This is a genomic window from Bradyrhizobium cosmicum, from assembly GCF_007290395.2.
GTDB lineage: Bacteria > Pseudomonadota > Alphaproteobacteria > Rhizobiales > Xanthobacteraceae > Bradyrhizobium > Bradyrhizobium cosmicum.
The window spans coordinates 186,746-202,520 of sequence record NZ_CP041656.2; the positions used below are offsets into that span (position 1 = coordinate 186,746).

The window sequence follows — 15,775 nt, forward strand, 5'->3', positions numbered from 1 at the left end:
ACGGGGCAAGAGGGGACCAGGCGATGACGACAACATCAGCCGATCGACGCCGCAATCTGCGGATCGCGCTCGCACTGACGGGGCTCTCCGTCATGCTGGGCGCCTGCAACACCACCGGCGAGATCGTCACCCAGACGGTGCCGACCGATTATCGCCAGCGCCACCCGATCGCGGTGCAGGAGGGCAAGAAGTCGATCGTGATCTTCGTCGGCAAGGCGCGAGGTGGCCTTTCCGCCGCGCAGCGCGCCGACGTCGCGGGCATCGCCCGGGACTGGGTGCGCGAAGGCACCGGCTCCGTCGTCGTCGACGTGCCGGTCGACACCGCGAATTCACGCGCCGCGGCGGCGACCTATCAAGACATCCGGTCGGTGCTCGCATCCGGCGGCGTGCCGTCGCGCGCCATCGTCCAGCATCCCTACCGCCCTGAAGATCCCGGCCTGCTGCCGACCATCCGCCTGAGCTATTCGAAGATCGCCGCGGTCGCCGGTCCCTGCGGGCTGTGGCCGGAAGACATGGGTCCGAACATCCTCGACCCCGGCTATGACGAGAACCGGCCCTACTTCAATCTCGGCTGCGCCACCCAGCGCAATCTCGCAGCCATGATCGACAACCCGGCCGACCTCGAGCAGCCGCGAGCCGAGACGCCCGCCTACACCGCGCGGCGCGACATCGCCTTCGACCGCTACCGCAAGGGCTCGACCACCACGACCGCCTATCCCGAGGCCGACAGGGCCAAACTCAGCGACACCGGAAAATGACAGGCATTCTCGACGACGAAGACGCGGACGATCCGCGCCACCCCGAGGAACACATTGCGCCGGTTCCCCGCATTTCCGTGCAGGCGTTTTGCGAGACCGAACAGACGCTCGCCGCCGTGACCGCGGCCGGGCTGGATCGCCGTCTCGCCAAGGCGCATCTCACCGCCAAGGGCGGCGGCCTCGCCGCGGCCATCGACGTCTATGACACGATGCCGACGCCGAACGTCATCGTGATCGAATCCGACGGCACGCGCGACATTCTCGAAGGCCTCGACGATCTCGCCGGCGTCTGCGATCCCGGCACCCGCGTGGTCGTGATCGGCAATCCCAACGACACTGCGCCCTATCGCGAGCTGGTGCGCCGCGGCGTCAACGACTACGTGGTCGGGCCGGTCGAAACCCTCGACGTCGTCCGTTCGATCTGCAGCCTGTTCTCGGCCTCCGAGGCCATCATCACCGGCCGCGTCATCGCGGTGGTCGGCGCCAAGGGCGGCGTCGGCGCATCCACCGTCGCGCACAATTTGGCCTGGACCATCGCACGCGACCTCGCGCTCGATTCCGTCGTGATCGATCTCGACCTCGCCTTCGGCACCGCGGGCCTCGACTACAACCAGGACCCGGCGCAGGGCATCGCCAATGCGGTGCTGTCGCAGGATCGCCCCGATACGGCGCTGATGGAACGCCTGCTCGCCAAATGCACCGAGCGCCTCAGCTTGCTCGCTGCGCCTGCCACTCTGGACCGCGTCTACGATTTCGGCGCCGAAGCCTTCGATGCGATCTTCGACACGCTACGCATGACCACGCCCTGCATCGTGCTCGACGTTCCGCACCAATGGTCGGGCTGGACGCGCCGCGCGCTGGTCAACGCCGACGATATCGTCATCGTTGCCGAGCCTGATCTCGCCAACTTGCGCAACACCAAGAACATGCTGAGCGTGCTGAAGGCGGCGCGGCCGAACGACCGGCCGCCGCTGTATTGCATCAACCAGGTCGGCATGCACAAGCGCGCGGAGATCGACGTCAAGTCGTTCGCCAAGACCATGGAAAGCCAGCCGATGGCGGTGATCCCGTTCGATTCGAAGCTGTTCTCGACTGCAGCCAACAACGGCCAGATGATCGCGGAGGTCTCCAAGAGCCACCGCACCACGCTGCTGTTTCAGAACATGGCGAACCGCCTCGCCGGTCGCGGCGAGGTCAAGAAGCCGAAGAGCTCGCTGTTCGGACCGCTGCTGAAGAAGCTGAAGGGCAGGACGGGCCGCGGCTCGGCCCCGCATCGCAAGGCGTCCTGAGGAAAAGCGTTTTCGAGCGACGTGGATCCCGGTTCGCGTCAGGAAAACGCGTCAGACAAGAGGCAAGCGAGAGGGCAGATTACTTGTCCGCCCGCTGCTGCTTCTTCGCCAGCAATTGCCGCAGCGCCGTGACCTTTGCCGCGGCCTGATCCGGTGGCAGATCGCCTTTCACGATGGCCTCGGCCTCGGCCTGCTTGCCTTGCAGGCCCACCACCAGCGCCAGATTGGCGCGCACGCGGGAATCGTTCGCGTTGCGTCCATACGCGCGACGCAGCGTTTCCTCGGCCCGCGGCAGATTGTTTTGCAGCATGTAGGACAGGCCGAGATTGGACAGGACCTGCGGCTCGTCCGGCACGATCTTCAGCGCGGTCGCATAATATTGCTGCGCCTCTTCGTTGCGGCCGAGCTGGTCGAGCACCGCGCCTTGCGCCGACAGGATGCGCCAGTCGGGATCTTCCGGCGTATGCGCACGGCCGAGCACGTCGAACGCCTGCTGGAAATTGCCGCTGTCGGCGAGCGCGCGGCCGTAGCCGGCAAGCAGCGCCTTGTTGCTCGAATTATTGAGCACGGCCTGCTCCATCACCGCGACGGCCTGGGCGCTCTGGCCCGTTGTGCGCAGAGCCGTGCCGTATTCGAGGGCGACGTTGGGATCACCAGGCTTGGCGCGATAGCGCTCGCGCAGCGCGTCCATGTCCGGCTTGATGTCCGGCTTGGGGTCGGCCTTGCCAGCCGTTTCCGATTTGCCGCCGAGCGCGCCGGTGATGTCCTCGATACCTGTGGTCTGGCAGCCACCGAGGGCTAGCACAAGGAGGCCAGGAAGCAGGAATCTCGCCGGGGGAGAGGCAAGGGGCGAACGCTTGGACATACTCTGATCACTCGGCAACTGATCAGGGATGCTTACCGATTAACGCTAAAGTCCAGTTAAGGACGCAGCTCTCGACACCCTTAGTCAGTGAATTCGGCACCGAATTCGCAACCGATGCGCCAGCGCAGGCGGCATTGGCGGGAATAATCCGGCGCGAAGATGATCGTGAACTGCGGCGGCACCTCCAGGAATTCCGCCACCACTTTCACGCCCCCGTCCGAAATATCCGTGATCGTGCAGTCCCGCGGCAGCGAGCCCGCGCCAAAATGAATCTTGGCGAGCCGCGTGCACACCCGTCGTTCGCTTCTGCGGCGATTTGCAAGCATCTTGATTGTTCACTCGTTAGATCACGGCCCATCCCGCGGCTCTAGCAGTAGCGAATATTCGTTGGGATGTGCTGTCCGGAGCCGCTCGCATTCGAGCCGTAGTGTCCGCGTCGTGTTTACGACTTGTTAGGGGGAGGTCCAGCCAGCAACAATGTTCCCGTATTGTTCTTGCAGAATGGGCCGAGCTCTGCTACCCCTAATTGTGCAAGAGGGCAGGCTGGTTTGGGCATGGTTCAGCGGGTTTCTACCGTCGCCTTTGAGGGGATCGAGGCCCGCGCGGTCGACGTGCAGGTGCAGGTCGCACCCGGTTTGCCCGCCTTCGCGATCGTCGGCCTGCCGGACAAGGCGGTGTCGGAAGCGCGCGAGCGGGTCCGCTCGGCGCTGATCGCCTCAGGGCTGGCGCTGCCGGCGCGGCGGATCATCGTCAATCTCGCGCCGGCCGACCTGCCCAAGGAGGGCAGCCATTACGACCTCCCGATCGCGCTGGGGCTGATGGCCGCGATCGGCGCGATTCCGCCGGATGCGCTGACGGGCTTCACGGTGCTCGGCGAGCTCGGGCTGGACGGTTCGATCGCGCCCGTCGCCGGGGTTCTGCCAGCCGCAATCGGCGCCAATGTGCGCGAGGAAGGCTTGATCTGCCCGGCCGCGTGCGGTTCGGAGGCGGCATGGGCGAGCCCGGACATCCAGATCATCGCTGCACAGTCGCTGATCCAGATCGCCAACCACTTCAAAGGCACGCAGGTGCTGTCGCGGCCGGTGCCGAAGGTGCACGAGGCGGCAGCCTCGACGCTCGACCTGCGCGACATCAAGGGCCAGGAGAGCGCCAAGCGCGCGCTGGAGATCGCAGCCGCCGGCGGACATCACCTGTTGATGATCGGCGCGCCCGGTGCCGGCAAGTCGATGCTGGCGGCGCGGCTGCCTTCGATCCTGCCGCCGCTGTCGCCGGCCGAATTGCTGGAGGTCTCGATGATCGCCTCCGTCGCCGGCGAGATCGAGGGCGGCGCGCTGACGGCGCGACGGCCGTTCCGCTCGCCGCATCATTCCGCCAGCATGGCCGCGCTCACCGGCGGCGGCATGCGCGCCAAGCCCGGCGAGATCTCGCTCGCGCATCAGGGCGTGCTGTTCCTCGACGAGCTGCCGGAGTTCGATCCCCGCGTGCTGGACTCGCTGCGCCAGCCGCTGGAGAACGGCGAGGTCTCGGTGTCCCGCGCCAATCATCGCGTGACCTATCCGGCGCGGTTCATGCTGGTTGCGGCCATGAACCCCTGCCGCTGCGGCAATGCGTTCGAACCCGGCTATAGCTGCAAGCGCGGCCGCATCGACCGCTGCACCAGCGATTATCAGGCCCGCATCTCCGGCCCGCTGATGGATCGAATCGACCTGCGCATCGAGGTTCCCGCGGTGACCGCGGCCGATCTGATCCTGCCGCCGCCGGCGGAAGGCTCGGCCGAAGTCGCCGCGCGCGTGGCGGCGGCGCGCGACATCCAGCTCGCTCGTTACGCCGATGCCGGCCTGCCCCATGTCCGTACCAATGCCGAAGCACCGAGCTCGGTGCTGGAGGAGATCGCCAAGCCGGATGCGCAGGGCCAGAAGCTGCTGCGCGACGCCGCCGAGACGATGCGGCTGTCGGCGCGTGGCTATCACCGCGTGCTGCGGGTGGCGCGCACGCTCGCGGACCTCGACGGCACCGAGAAGATCGGCCGGCTGCATCTGGCCGAAGCGCTGTCCTACCGCGCACTCGCGGAAGATGTGCGGCAGATGGCGTGATCATTCCGCGCATCAACCCGGCGGTAACGAGTTTCCTTTACGCTCTGCAAACCATAAGGCCCAAGTTCCCCCGTGCGAGTTCCACACCGGGCCTGGCGAGTAGCGCGTCATGTTGCGTATCAAGATCCTGGCCTCGGTCGTTCCCCTGCTGGCGGCCGCGGTGTTCGCCCGCAGCGAGATCGTATCGGTCTCGCATCCCTGCATCGCCGTCGGCGATACCTCGGTCGAACTGACCTCGCTGTTCTGGACCGCCGGCGTCCATGTCGCCTTCACCGACGATCTGGCGCGCGCCACGGTGCGGGTCCGGATCACGGACGATGCCGATGACGCCGATTTCGCGGTCGTTGACGACGGTCTCGGATCCGAGACGGACTCCTGCGAGGCTCATCCGGCGAACCGCCTCATCACCATCGCCGCGCAGCCGGTCGACGGCGGCCCGGTCATCTACCTCTCCACCGACGGTCCGGCCGATTACCGCATCTATGTGCGCTCGAAGACGTTCTCGCAGCGCGAGGCGGCGGCGCTGATCGTCGGCGCCCATGGCGGCCAACGCCCGTTGCCGCTGCAGGCCGCCTCGCTCTGATTATTTTCGAGCATGATCTTTCGGAAACCCGCTTCACACTTTGCGCTGGCGCGGCCCTCCGGGTCCGGATCATGCGCCGAGGATTAACACCTCGCTAACCTTGTTCGGAGCCGGAAACAAAGCCTCAAGCTGTTTGCAAGGTCGGCGAGACATCGTCGCAACCGGCGGCGGTGGGGTTTCGGACAAGAGTCGGGGTCGGTGACGATGGGTCGAACGTTCCGGATCAAGGTGCGCATGCGCCGCTTCAGGCGGCAGCATCCCAGAATTGCCTTCGCGATCCGCTCCTTCATGATCTTCTCGGCGACGTTCGGCGGCGCCTATGGATTCGTCACCGGAAGCCGGTCCGAGGCGTCAGGCTACGATCCCAATGCGTTCGCGATCGGCGCGAGCTTCCTGTTCGCGCTCGCCTGCCTCGGCCTCGCCACGCTGAGCATGCGGTTGCGCTTCGTCAACAAGCGGATGCGCACGCTGGCCGCCCACAACGAGGCGCTGATCGACCGCAATTGGGAGCTGAAGGAAGCGGAAGAGCGCGCCCGCAGCCTGTTCGAACAGCAGGGCGATTTGATCGTGCTGCGCGATCATCAGGGCCGCATCACCTTCGCCAACGACGCCTATTGCGCGCTCGCAGGGCAGGCGCGCCGTGCGCTGGTCGGCACGCGTTTCAATTTCGACGTGCTGGAGCAGGGTGACAGCGCGCGCGAGAGCAATGGCACGCGCATTCACGACCAGAAGATCACCACGCCGCTCGGCGCGCGCTGGATCGCCTGGCGCGAGGGCTATGTTCGGCTCGATGCCGGCCAGCCCGCCGAATTGCAGAGCGTGGGACGCGACGTCACCGATCGCACCGAGACCGAACGCGCGCTGTCCGACGCACGCGACCAGGCTGACGCCGCCAACCGCGCAAAATCGCGTTTCCTCGCCATGGCCTCGCACGAGATCCGCACGCCGCTCAATGGCATCATCGGCATGGGCGGCCTCTTGCTCGACACCAATCTGACGCCGGAGCAGGCGACCTATGCCAGGGCGGTGAAGACATCGGGCGAAGCCTTGATGGCGCTGATCGAGGAGCTGCTGGACTATTCCAAGATCGAGGCCGGCAAGCTCGATCTCGAGCTGCGCCCCTTCGCGCTCTCCACCCTGATCGAGGAGATCACCGAGCTGCTCGCGCCCCGCGCACAGGCCAAGCAGCTCGAGATCGCCGCCTATGTGGACGAGCGCCTGCCGTTGGAAGTGGTCGGCGACGCCGCGCGACTGCGCCAAGTGCTGCTCAACCTTGCCGGCAACGCCATCAAGTTCACCGCGAGCGGCGGCGTCGCGCTGATCGTCGAGCCCGGCATCTGGCCGAACGAGATCAGTTTTCTGGTCCGCGATACCGGCATCGGCATCGCAGCCGACGCGCAGCAGCGCATCTTCCGTGAATTCGAGCAGGCCGACGAGCGCGTCGCCCGCACCTATGGCGGCACCGGGCTCGGCCTCGCCATCAGCGAACGCATCGTCAAGCGCATGGGCGGCCGCATCACGCTCGCGAGCGAGCCGGGCAAGGGCTCGACCTTCGAGGTCGCGATCCCGCTCGCGCCATCGCAAGCCGGTACGGGACAGACCGCGTTCCCAAGCCCCGACCTCACCGGAAAGTCCGTCCTGCTGATCGCCGACGGCATCGAAGCGTCGCTGATCGCGCGGCGGCTGGAGCGCTGGGGCGGCCAGACCTGCCTGGTGTCGGATGCAGCGGTCGCAGAGGCGCTGCTGCCGGAACGCTCGTGGCACGCGGTACTGATCGACCGCGCGCTCGGTCCCGACGTCGCCGACCAGCTGGGCGAAGCCGCACGCACGCACGCACCGCAGCGGCTGGTGCTGCTGACGTCGAGCTCGCGCCATGAGAAGCTCTCGGCCGCCTTCACCGGCTTCCTGATGAAGCCGCTGCGCGCCGCTTCGCTGGCCGCACGGCTCGCGCTGACGCCGGAAGTCGCCTCGCCGGATCTCGCGCCGGAGCCGCCGGCCCCATCGACCAGCATCGCACCAGCCAAGGGTCTTTCGATCCTCGTTGCCGAGGACAACGAGATCAACGCCCTGCTGATGCGGTCGCTCCTGACAAAACTTGGCCATCGCGTCGTCATCGCGATCGATGGCGAGGCCGCGCTGGAGTCCTGGCTCGCCGCGTCATCCGCCGGCGCGCCCTATGATCTCGTGCTGATGGACATCCAGATGCCGCGTCTCGACGGCATCGAGACGACCAAGCGCATCCGCGCCCACGAGGCCGCCGCCGGCGGTCACCACACGCCGATCCTGGCGCTCACCGCCAATACCCTGGTGGAGGATCGCTACGCCTGTTTCGAGGCCGGCATGAATGGATTTCTGATCAAGCCGCTCGATCGCGACAAGCTGGACGAGGCGCTGGCGGGGCTCGCGGCGTCACGGCATCTGGCGGTGTAGCCCAGGTCTCTCCCCGTCATTGCGAGCACAGCGAAGCAATCCAGAACCCCTCCGCGGAAAGATTCTGGATTGCTTCGCTTCGCTCGCAATGACGAGTCTGCGGCTCACAGCCTTCTCAACGCCACGCTCTCCACCACGTGGTCGGCGCCCTTCTTTATGATGAGGGTCGCACGCGGGCGGGTCGGCAGAATGTTGTCCTCGAGATTGGCGAGGTTGGTGCGTTCCCAGATCGCGATCGCGGTCGCGGTCGCTTCCTCGTCCGACAACAGCGCGTAGCGGTTGAAATAGGACTTTGGATTGGTGAATGCGGTGTCGCGCAGCGCGAGGAAGCGCTTGATGTACCAGCGCCGCAGCGCCGCTTCGTCGGCGTCGATATAGACCGAGAAATCGAAGAAGTCGGAGACCACGGGCACCGCCTTGCCGTCGCGCGGCAGCTTGCCGGTCTGCAGCACGTTGACGCCCTCGACGATCAGGATGTCGGGCTGGTCGATCTCGGCCCACTGGTTCGGCACGATGTCGTAGGTCAGATGCGAGTAGACCGGTGCACGGACGTGGCGGCGTCCGGCCTTGATGTCCGACAGGAAGCTGAGCAGCAGCGGCAGGTCGTAGCTCTCGGGAAAACCCTTCTTCTGCATGATGCCCTGCCGGTCGAGCACCGCATTGGGATAGAGAAATCCGTCGGTGGTGATCAGCTCGACCTTCGGCCGCGGCGACCAGCGTGCCAAGAGAGCCTGCAGCACGCGGGCCGTGGTCGATTTTCCGACCGCGACCGAGCCGGCGACGCCGATGATGTAGGGCATCTTGCGGTCGCGGATGTTGAGGAACTGGCGCTCGGCGTAATACAGCCGCTGCATCGCGTCGACGTAGATCGAGAGCAGCCGCGACAGCGGAAGATAAATGTCCTCGACCTCCTGCAGGTCGAGACGATCGTGCAACGAACGGAGACGGTCGAACTCGCCCGGCTCCAGCGTCATCGGCGTGTCGTCGCGCAAACGCGCCCACTCTTCGCGCGTATAGACGCGGTACGGATTATACTGCTGCTCGGGTGCGCGGATATCCATGACGCGACCTTTCCGTTGTGGACCGACTAGCCCTTACGCGAAGCTTTCTCTTCCAACCCTGACATATTCGTACGCTTGTCCAGCGCCGCTTCCACTTCTTCCAGCTTCACGCCGCGGGCCTTGAGCAACACAAGGAAGTGATAAAGCAGGTCGGCGCCCTCGGCGATCAGATGCGCGCGATCGTTTTCGACTGCTGCGATGACGGTTTCGACTGCTTCCTCACCGAACTTCTTGGCGCAATGCTCGGCGCCCTTGTCCAGGAGCTTGCGGGTATAGGAGGCCTCGCCTCCGGCCGCCGCGCGGGCGTCGATGGTTGCGGCCAGATCGTGGATCGTGAAACGCGGCATCGGAATTACTCGGAAACACACGGGAACGGCGGAGGCTATCCCCGCTGGCCTGTGTAGCATTTTTATGAAGCGGAGTCGTCAGGCATCGAGGCGCATGGGCAGCCCCCGCCGCGACATGTGCTCCTTGGCTTCACGAATGGTGAATTCCCCGAAATGGAAGATCGAGGCGGCCAGGACGGCCGTGGCGTGCCCGTCGCGGATACCGTCAACGAGATGATCGAGATTGCCGACGCCGCCCGAGGCGATGACGGGAACGGTAACGCTGTCGGCGATCGCCCGGGTCAGCGGAATGTCGAAACCCTGCCTGGTGCCGTCGCGGTCCATCGAAGTCAGCAAAAGCTCGCCAGCCCCGAGCGAGACCACTTCCTGGGCATATTCGATGGCGTCAATGCCGGTCGAATTGCGGCCGCCATGGGTAAAGATCTCCCAACGCTCGCCGCCGCCCGCGCGCTTGACCCGCTTGGCGTCGATCGCGACCACCACGCACTGCTCGCCGAATTTTTCGGCAGCTTCCTTGACGAACTCGCGCCGCGACACCGCCGCGCTGTTGATCGAGACCTTGTCGGCGCCGGCGCGCAGCAGCGTCTTGATGTCGTTGACCTCACGCACGCCGCCACCGACGGTCACGGGCATGAAGCAAGCCTCCGCCGTGCGCCGGACCACGTCCAGCATGATGCCGCGGTTCTCGTGGGTGGCGGTGATGTCGAGGAAGGTCAGCTCGTCGGCACCGGCCGCGTCATAGGCGATCGCGGCTTCGACGGGATCGCCGGCGTCACGCAGATCGACGAAATTGACGCCCTTGACGACCCGTCCGTCCTTGACATCGAGGCAGGGGATCACGCGCACCTTGAACATGTGTCAGCTCCTAGGCGGCGCGCGCGTTGCGGATCAAGGTGAGGGCGGCGGCGGGATCGAGCCGGCCGTCGTAAAGCGCCCGGCCGGCGATCGCGCCGGCGAGTTTTTTCGCGCGCGGCGTCAGCATTGCCTTGACGTCCTCGATCGAGGCGAGGCCGCCCGAGGCGATCACGGGAATGGAGATGGCGTCGGCCAACGCGATGGTCGCATCCAGGTTCAGGCCCTTGAGCAGGCCGTCGCGTGCGATGTCGGTGAAGATGATGGCGGCAACGCCGGCATCCTCGAAACGCTGCGCGATTTCCAGCACCGTCACCTGCGAGGTCTCGGCCCAGCCTTCAACCGCGACCTTGCCGTCGCGGGCATCCAGCCCGACCGCGACGCGGCCGGGAAATTTCCTGGCCGCGGCCTTGACCAGCTCGGGATCGCGCACCGCCGCGGTGCCGATGATGACGCGGGTGATGCCCTTGTCGAGCCAGGCTTCGACGGTCGCGAGATCGCGAATGCCGCCGCCGAGCTGCACCGGGATATTGATGGTCTTCAGCATCGCCTCGACGGCCTGCGCATTCACCGGCTTGCCGGCAAAGGCGCCGTCGAGGTCGACGACGTGGAGATATTCAAAGCCCTGCTCGACGAAGCTCTGCGCCTGCGCGGCGGGATTGAGGTTGAACACGGTGGCGCGCGCCATGTCGCCTTGTTCGAGACGCACGCACTGGCCGTTCTTGAGATCGATCGCGGGAAATAGAATCATGATTGAGCCAGGAGTTTTCCGCGCACACAGTGCGCTCCCTCCCCCCTTGTGGGGGAGGGTTGGGGAGAGGGGTAAGCCACGGGCACCGCCGTTGCGGCTACCCCCCTCCCGAACGCTACGCGTTCGACCTCCCCCACGAGGGGGGAGGTAACAAGAGCGGACGCCATCACGGTTTCCATCGCAAAAAGTTCGAGATCAGGGCCAGGCCGAAACGCTGGCTCTTCTCGGGGTGGAACTGGGTGCCGATGGCGGTGTCCTTGGCGACGATCGCAGTCACCGGGCCACCATAGTCGGCGCGCGCGAGCACGTCCGCCTCGTTGGCGGCATTAAGGTGGTAGGAGTGCACGAAATAGGCGTGCTGGCCCTTGGGGCCGAGCGACAGCTTGTTCAGCACCGGATGCTCGCGCAGGACGTCGAGCGTATTCCAGCCCATGTGCGGGATCTTCAGGCTTTCATCGCGCGGCGTGATTTTTTCGACGTCGCCGCCGATCCAGTTCAGACCGTCCGTCGTGACATGCTCCTTGCCGCGACTCGCCATCAGCTGCATGCCGACGCAAATGCCGAAAAAAGGCCGCGCCTTGACGCGCACCGCTTCGTTGATCGCCTCGACCATGCCGTTGACGGCATCCAGCCCGCGCCGGCAATCGGCGAAGGCGCCGACGCCCGGCAGCACCAGACGGTCGGCGCTATAGGCCTGGTCCGGATCGCTGGTGACGAAGACCTTTTGCGGATTCTCCATGCTGCGCGCGGCGCGCTCGAAAGCCTTCGCGGCGGAATGCAAATTGCCGGAACCGTAATCGATGATGGCGACGCTCATCGTGACCCTCCCGGTTCTGGAAACAAACCAATGATGCCGCCGGCCGGTATCGGCGGCGGGTTCGAGAATTGCTGACCCGGCGTGTGGCGTGTCGGCGGCGGACCACCACGATCGACCGCCCATTGATCGTTGACGATGCCGTGCTGCTTCTGGCTCCAGCGCTCGAAGAAGCGGCGCTCGGCGGTATCCTCGTCATCGCCGACGACGACATCGAGCTGCCGCCATTTGCCGCGCGACAGGGTCCAACGGCGCAGGCTCGAGGCCTCGAACCCCATCAACATTGCGACGATGATGTTGGCCAGGAAGATCGAGCTCCGGCCAACGCCGAGGCTATGCAGCCCGGCATCGAATGCAGCCAGGAAGATCACCCAGCCGATCAGCGCCAGCCACAACCTGTTCCAGAGCAGCCAGAACGGGCCGAAAACCATCGCCCAGAAGTAGAAGCCGTCGCGCACGAAGACGAACTTGTCGGTCGCGCGCAGATCGGCTCCGGCAGGGGAGGGAGCATGAACTGTGTAGACAGGCATGGTGATGCCCCGTTCCTAGGAATTCAGTGATGCCGCCGGCAGCGTTTCGACAACCGACGGAGATGTCAGCCGCCGAGCGAGCCCTTGGTGGACGGGATTTCGCCCACAGCCTTGGGATCGATCGCGACCGCCGCACGCAGCGCCCGCGCCAGTCCCTTGAAGCAGGACTCGGCGATATGGTGGCTGTTATCGCCATATAGGGTCTCGACGTGGAGAGTCACGCCGGCATTCATGGCGAAGGCCTGGAACCACTCGCGCACCAGCTCGGTGTCGAACTCACCGATCTTGTCGCGGGGGAAGTCGGCCTTGAACACCAGGAACGGGCGGCCCGAGATGTCGATGACCACACGCGACAGCGTCTCGTCCATGGGCATATGGATCCCGGCATAGCGGGTGATGCCCGCCATGTTGCCGAGCGCCTGCTTGACGGCCTGGCCAAGCGCGATGCCGGTGTCTTCGGTGGTATGGTGATGGTCAATGTGCAGGTCGCCGACCGCCTTGACCGTGAGGTCGATGCGGGAATGGCGGGCGAGGAGATCGAGCATATGGTCGAAAAAGCCGATGCCGGTGGCGATATTGGCCACGCCGGTGCCATCGAGGTTCACGGAGACCTCGATGTCGGTTTCCTTGGTCTTGCGCTTGATCGTCGCGGTGCGCATTGATTGCTTTCGCTATGGTTTGGCCGAAAACGCCAGTCTATTAACAGCCAAATGACACCTTCGCTACTGCGGGAACGCCCCAACAGGGCAGCACTTCCGCCTATGGTGAGCGAAATCTAGGCCCGGAACGGCCCGTTGTGCGCCCCTGTTGTCCCCTTGGCCCCGACCGCCTAAATCAGGCCTGACAACGAGGGTTACTTATGCACGACTCCCAGAACAGCTCGCCGGGCTGGCACGGCACCACGATTTTGACGGTCCGCAAGGGCGACAAGGTGGTGGTCGGCGGCGACGGCCAGGTCTCGATCGGCCAGACCGTGATCAAGTCCAACGCCAGGAAGGTCCGCAAGCTGGGCAAGGGCGACGTCATCGGCGGCTTTGCCGGCGCGACCGCCGACGCTTTCACGCTCTTCGAGCGGCTGGAGAGCAAGCTCGAGCAATATCCGGGGCAATTGACCCGGGCCGCGGTCGAACTCGCCAAGGACTGGCGCACCGACCGCTACCTGCGGCGGCTGGAGGCCATGATGATCGTGGCTGACAAGGACGTCTCCCTGGTGCTGACGGGCACCGGCGACGTGCTCGAGCCCGAGTCCGGCGTCATGGCGATCGGCTCCGGCGGCAATTACGCGCTGGCCGCTGCCCGCGCCCTGCTCGACACCGACAAGGACGCCGAGACCATCGTCCGCCGCTCGCTCGACATCGCCGCCGACATCTGCGTCTACACCAACCGCAACGTCACCGTCGAAACCCTGCCGGCCGGCTAGCAGATGGCATTGGCCCGCGGCACCAGTCCGACCCATCCCGCGCTTCCGCCGCTCGCCTGGGTCGGGATCGCATTGTTGCTGCTGGCGCTGCAGGCATCGATCCTGTTCGCGATGGGACGGGTGCCGATCTGCACCTGCGGCTACGTCAAGCTTTGGCACGGCGTGGTCAACAGCTCGGAAAATTCGCAGCACATTGCAGACTGGTACACATTCTCGCACGTCCTGCACGGTTTCCTGTTCTACGGATTGACCTGGCTGCTGTTCGCGCGCCTGCCGTTGCTGCGTCTTTCCTGGCCCGCGCGCCTGATTATCGCCATGCTGATCGAAGGCGCCTGGGAGATCGTCGAGAACTCGCCGTTCATCATCGAGCGCTACCGCGCCGGTACGATCTCGCTGGACTATTTCGGCGACAGCATTGTCAATTCGGTCTCTGACAATTTGTCCATGGTGCTGGGGTTCCTCGCCGCGCGCGTGCTGCCCGTATCGGCGACCGTCCTGCTCGGGGTCGCCTTCGAGATCATGCTGGCGCTTCACATTCGCGACAATCTGACGCTCAACATCCTGATGCTGATCCATCCGATCGACGCCGTGAAACAATGGCAATCGGGTCCGCCGATCATCTGACGGCTGAAAAAAGCGGCTTGTCCCGGCCCGCATCTGACCCTAGCTAAGATCCCATGACAGACTTCTCTCCCCGCGAAATCGTTTCCGAACTCGACCGTTTCATCGTCGGCCAGGCCGATGCCAAGCGCGCCGTCTCGATCGCGCTGCGCAACCGCTGGCGGCGGCAGCAACTCACCGGCACTTTGCGCGAAGAGGTGCTGCCGAAGAACATCCTGATGATCGGTCCGACCGGCGTCGGCAAGACCGAGATCGCGCGGCGGCTCGCCAAGCTCGCGAATGCGCCGTTCCTGAAAGTCGAGGCGACGAAATTCACCGAGGTCGGCTATGTGGGCCGCGACGTCGAGCAGATCATCCGCGATCTCGTCGAGGTCGCAATCGCCCAGGTGCGCGAGCGCAAGCGCAAGGACGTGAACGCCCGCGCCCAGCTTGCCGCCGAGGAACGCGTGCTCGACGCACTGGTCGGCGCCAATGCCAGCGCCGCGACGCGGGACTCCTTCCGCAAGAAGCTGCGCGCCGGCGAATTGAACGACAAGGAAATCGAGATCGAGACGCAGTCGTCCGGCGGCGGCATGCCGATGTTCGAGATCCCGGGCCTGCCGGGCGCGCAGATGGGCGCGGTCTCGATCGGCGACATTTTTGGAAAGCTCGGCGGCCGCAGCAAAACACGGCGCCTGACCGTGGAGAATTCGCACGAGATCCTCGTCAACGAGGAATCCGACAAGCTGCTGGACACCGATCAGCTGACGCTGGAGGCGATCAGCGCGGTCGAGAACAACGGCATCGTGTTCCTGGACGAGATCGACAAGATCTGCGCCCGTGACGGCCGCGTCGGCGGCGACGTCTCGCGCGAGGGCGTGCAGCGTGACCTGCTGCCGCTGATCGAGGGCACGACGGTCTCGACCAAGCACGGCGCGGTGAAGACCGACCACATCCTGTTCATTGCGTCCGGCGCTTTCCATGTCGCCAAGCCGTCCGACCTGCTGCCGGAACTGCAGGGCCGCCTGCCGATCCGCGTCGAATTGCAGGCGCTGACCCGCGACGACATGCGCCGCATCCTGACCGAGCCCGAGGCTTCGCTGATAAAGCAATATATCGCGCTGATGCAGACCGAGGGTGTGACGCTCGACATCACCGACAGCGCCATCGACGCGCTGGCCGACGTCGCGGTCGCCGTCAATTCCACGGTCGAGAACATCGGCGCACGGCGGCTTCAGACCGTGATGGAGCGGGTGCTGGACGAAATCTCCTTCACCGCCCCCGACCGCAGCGGCGAGACCGTCCGGGTCGACGCCGATTTCGTGCAGAAGCACGTCGGCGACCTCGCCAAGAACGCCGATCTGAGCCGGTTCATTTTGTAA

At 65.4% G+C, this 15,775-nt stretch carries 17 protein-coding genes; 8 read left to right on the top strand and 9 right to left on the bottom strand.

Annotation, left to right across the window (positions count from 1 at the left end; translation table 11 throughout):
• Positions 1 to 23: 23 nt before the first annotated feature.
• Together FNV92_RS00855 and FNV92_RS00860 are read left to right on the top strand one after the other, a co-directional pair.
• Positions 24 to 758 carry a CpaD family pilus assembly protein gene (locus FNV92_RS00855; RefSeq protein ID WP_143842602.1) on the top strand — a complete coding sequence of 245 codons (735 nt, stop codon included), beginning with the start codon at positions 24 to 26 and terminating at the stop codon, positions 756 to 758.
• Positions 755 to 2,047 (top strand): AAA family ATPase, encoded by a 1,293-nt coding sequence (locus tag FNV92_RS00860; RefSeq protein ID WP_143842601.1) that lies wholly within the window; start codon positions 755 to 757, stop codon positions 2,045 to 2,047. The genes FNV92_RS00855 and FNV92_RS00860 overlap by 4 nt, the downstream gene beginning before the upstream one ends.
• A 79-nt stretch (positions 2,048 to 2,126) precedes the next feature.
• Here the strand turns inward: FNV92_RS00860 and FNV92_RS00865 are convergent, their stop codons facing one another.
• On the bottom strand, positions 2,127 to 2,912 hold the full coding sequence (locus FNV92_RS00865; protein ID WP_143842600.1) for a tetratricopeptide repeat protein: 786 nt from the start codon (positions 2,910 to 2,912) through the stop codon (positions 2,127 to 2,129).
• A gap of 80 nt (positions 2,913 to 2,992) precedes the next feature.
• Positions 2,993 to 3,238 carry a PilZ domain-containing protein gene (locus tag FNV92_RS00870; protein ID WP_027534981.1) on the bottom strand — a complete coding sequence of 82 codons (246 nt, stop codon included), beginning with the start codon at positions 3,236 to 3,238 and terminating at the stop codon, positions 2,993 to 2,995.
• 228 nt (positions 3,239 to 3,466) lie between these two features.
• Between FNV92_RS00870 and FNV92_RS00875 the strand changes: the two genes are divergently transcribed.
• The 3 genes from FNV92_RS00875 (at position 3,467) to FNV92_RS00885 (ending at position 8,018) form a co-directional block, all read left to right on the top strand.
• Positions 3,467 to 5,005, top strand: coding sequence for a YifB family Mg chelatase-like AAA ATPase (locus FNV92_RS00875; RefSeq protein WP_143842599.1), 1,539 nt, complete (start codon positions 3,467 to 3,469; stop codon positions 5,003 to 5,005).
• Between the two features lie 109 nt (positions 5,006 to 5,114).
• A complete protein-coding gene (locus FNV92_RS00880; RefSeq protein WP_014438816.1) occupies positions 5,115 to 5,588 on the top strand; it encodes a hypothetical protein in 474 nt (157 codons plus the stop codon).
• A 204-nt stretch (positions 5,589 to 5,792) separates the two neighbouring features.
• Positions 5,793 to 8,018: a response regulator gene (locus FNV92_RS00885; protein ID WP_168213777.1), complete on the top strand. Its 2,226-nt coding sequence runs from the start codon at positions 5,793 to 5,795 to the stop codon at positions 8,016 to 8,018.
• A 104-nt stretch (positions 8,019 to 8,122) separates the two neighbouring features.
• Here the strand turns inward: FNV92_RS00885 and coaA are convergent, their stop codons facing one another.
• The 7 genes from coaA to hisB form a co-directional block, all read right to left on the bottom strand.
• A complete protein-coding gene (gene coaA, locus FNV92_RS00890) occupies positions 8,123 to 9,079 on the bottom strand; it encodes a type I pantothenate kinase (RefSeq protein WP_014438818.1) in 957 nt (318 codons plus the stop codon).
• A 26-nt stretch (positions 9,080 to 9,105) separates the two neighbouring features.
• A complete protein-coding gene (locus tag FNV92_RS00895) occupies positions 9,106 to 9,426 on the bottom strand; it encodes a phosphoribosyl-ATP diphosphatase (RefSeq protein WP_143842597.1) in 321 nt (106 codons plus the stop codon).
• A gap of 78 nt (positions 9,427 to 9,504) precedes the next feature.
• Positions 9,505 to 10,281 carry an imidazole glycerol phosphate synthase subunit HisF gene (gene hisF, locus FNV92_RS00900; protein ID WP_143842596.1) on the bottom strand — a complete coding sequence of 259 codons (777 nt, stop codon included), beginning with the start codon at positions 10,279 to 10,281 and terminating at the stop codon, positions 9,505 to 9,507.
• A 10-nt stretch (positions 10,282 to 10,291) separates the two neighbouring features.
• Complete coding sequence (gene hisA / locus FNV92_RS00905) at positions 10,292 to 11,029, bottom strand: 1-(5-phosphoribosyl)-5-[(5-phosphoribosylamino)methylideneamino]imidazole-4-carboxamide isomerase (RefSeq protein WP_143842595.1); 738 nt, start codon at positions 11,027 to 11,029, stop codon at positions 10,292 to 10,294.
• 166 nt (positions 11,030 to 11,195) lie between these two features.
• The gene (gene hisH / locus FNV92_RS00910) at positions 11,196 to 11,846 is read right to left on the bottom strand and encodes an imidazole glycerol phosphate synthase subunit HisH (RefSeq protein ID WP_014438822.1); all 651 of its coding nucleotides are present in this window, start codon (positions 11,844 to 11,846) and stop codon (positions 11,196 to 11,198) included.
• The gene (locus FNV92_RS00915; protein WP_143842594.1) at positions 11,843 to 12,373 is read right to left on the bottom strand and encodes a DUF2628 domain-containing protein; all 531 of its coding nucleotides are present in this window, start codon (positions 12,371 to 12,373) and stop codon (positions 11,843 to 11,845) included. The genes hisH and FNV92_RS00915 overlap by 4 nt, the downstream gene beginning before the upstream one ends.
• 65 nt (positions 12,374 to 12,438) lie before the next feature.
• Positions 12,439 to 13,032, bottom strand: a complete 594-nt coding sequence (gene hisB, locus FNV92_RS00920) for an imidazoleglycerol-phosphate dehydratase HisB (protein WP_014438824.1) — start codon at positions 13,030 to 13,032, stop codon at positions 12,439 to 12,441.
• Positions 13,033 to 13,232: 200 nt separating this feature from the next.
• Between hisB and hslV the strand changes: the two genes are divergently transcribed.
• The 3 genes from hslV to hslU are packed head-to-tail and all read left to right on the top strand — an operon-like array spanning position 13,233 to position 15,775.
• Complete coding sequence (gene hslV, locus FNV92_RS00925) at positions 13,233 to 13,793, top strand: ATP-dependent protease subunit HslV (protein WP_014438825.1); 561 nt, start codon at positions 13,233 to 13,235, stop codon at positions 13,791 to 13,793.
• Between the two features lie 3 nt (positions 13,794 to 13,796).
• A complete protein-coding gene (locus FNV92_RS00930; protein ID WP_041747955.1) occupies positions 13,797 to 14,417 on the top strand; it encodes a DUF2585 domain-containing protein in 621 nt (206 codons plus the stop codon).
• Between the two features lie 53 nt (positions 14,418 to 14,470).
• The gene (hslU, locus tag FNV92_RS00935; RefSeq protein WP_014438827.1) at positions 14,471 to 15,775 is read left to right on the top strand and encodes an ATP-dependent protease ATPase subunit HslU; all 1,305 of its coding nucleotides are present in this window, start codon (positions 14,471 to 14,473) and stop codon (positions 15,773 to 15,775) included.

What these genes read in the sequence shown, in the direction of transcription:
- hslU (WP_014438827.1), top strand. Translation starts at nt 14,471, where the DNA reads ATGACAGACTTCTCTCCCCGCGAAATCGTTTCCGAACTCGACCGTTTC.
- FNV92_RS00885 (WP_168213777.1), top strand. Translation starts at nt 5,793, where the DNA reads ATGGGTCGAACGTTCCGGATCAAGGTGCGCATGCGCCGCTTCAGGCGG.
- FNV92_RS00875 (WP_143842599.1), top strand. Translation starts at nt 3,467, where the DNA reads ATGGTTCAGCGGGTTTCTACCGTCGCCTTTGAGGGGATCGAGGCCCGC.
- FNV92_RS00865 (WP_143842600.1), bottom strand. Translation starts at nt 2,912, where the DNA reads ATGTCCAAGCGTTCGCCCCTTGCCTCTCCCCCGGCGAGATTCCTGCTT.
- hisF (WP_143842596.1), bottom strand. Translation starts at nt 10,281, where the DNA reads ATGTTCAAGGTGCGCGTGATCCCCTGCCTCGATGTCAAGGACGGACGG.
- FNV92_RS00930 (WP_041747955.1), top strand. Translation starts at nt 13,797, where the DNA reads ATGGCATTGGCCCGCGGCACCAGTCCGACCCATCCCGCGCTTCCGCCG.
- coaA (WP_014438818.1), bottom strand. Translation starts at nt 9,079, where the DNA reads ATGGATATCCGCGCACCCGAGCAGCAGTATAATCCGTACCGCGTCTAT.
- FNV92_RS00860 (WP_143842601.1), top strand. Translation starts at nt 755, where the DNA reads ATGACAGGCATTCTCGACGACGAAGACGCGGACGATCCGCGCCACCCC.
- FNV92_RS00855 (WP_143842602.1), top strand. Translation starts at nt 24, where the DNA reads ATGACGACAACATCAGCCGATCGACGCCGCAATCTGCGGATCGCGCTC.
- FNV92_RS00895 (WP_143842597.1), bottom strand. Translation starts at nt 9,426, where the DNA reads ATGCCGCGTTTCACGATCCACGATCTGGCCGCAACCATCGACGCCCGC.
- hisH (WP_014438822.1), bottom strand. Translation starts at nt 11,846, where the DNA reads ATGAGCGTCGCCATCATCGATTACGGTTCCGGCAATTTGCATTCCGCC.
- hslV (WP_014438825.1), top strand. Translation starts at nt 13,233, where the DNA reads ATGCACGACTCCCAGAACAGCTCGCCGGGCTGGCACGGCACCACGATT.
- FNV92_RS00870 (WP_027534981.1), bottom strand. Translation starts at nt 3,238, where the DNA reads ATGCTTGCAAATCGCCGCAGAAGCGAACGACGGGTGTGCACGCGGCTC.
- FNV92_RS00915 (WP_143842594.1), bottom strand. Translation starts at nt 12,373, where the DNA reads ATGCCTGTCTACACAGTTCATGCTCCCTCCCCTGCCGGAGCCGATCTG.
- FNV92_RS00880 (WP_014438816.1), top strand. Translation starts at nt 5,115, where the DNA reads ATGTTGCGTATCAAGATCCTGGCCTCGGTCGTTCCCCTGCTGGCGGCC.
- hisA (WP_143842595.1), bottom strand. Translation starts at nt 11,029, where the DNA reads ATGATTCTATTTCCCGCGATCGATCTCAAGAACGGCCAGTGCGTGCGT.
- hisB (WP_014438824.1), bottom strand. Translation starts at nt 13,032, where the DNA reads ATGCGCACCGCGACGATCAAGCGCAAGACCAAGGAAACCGACATCGAG.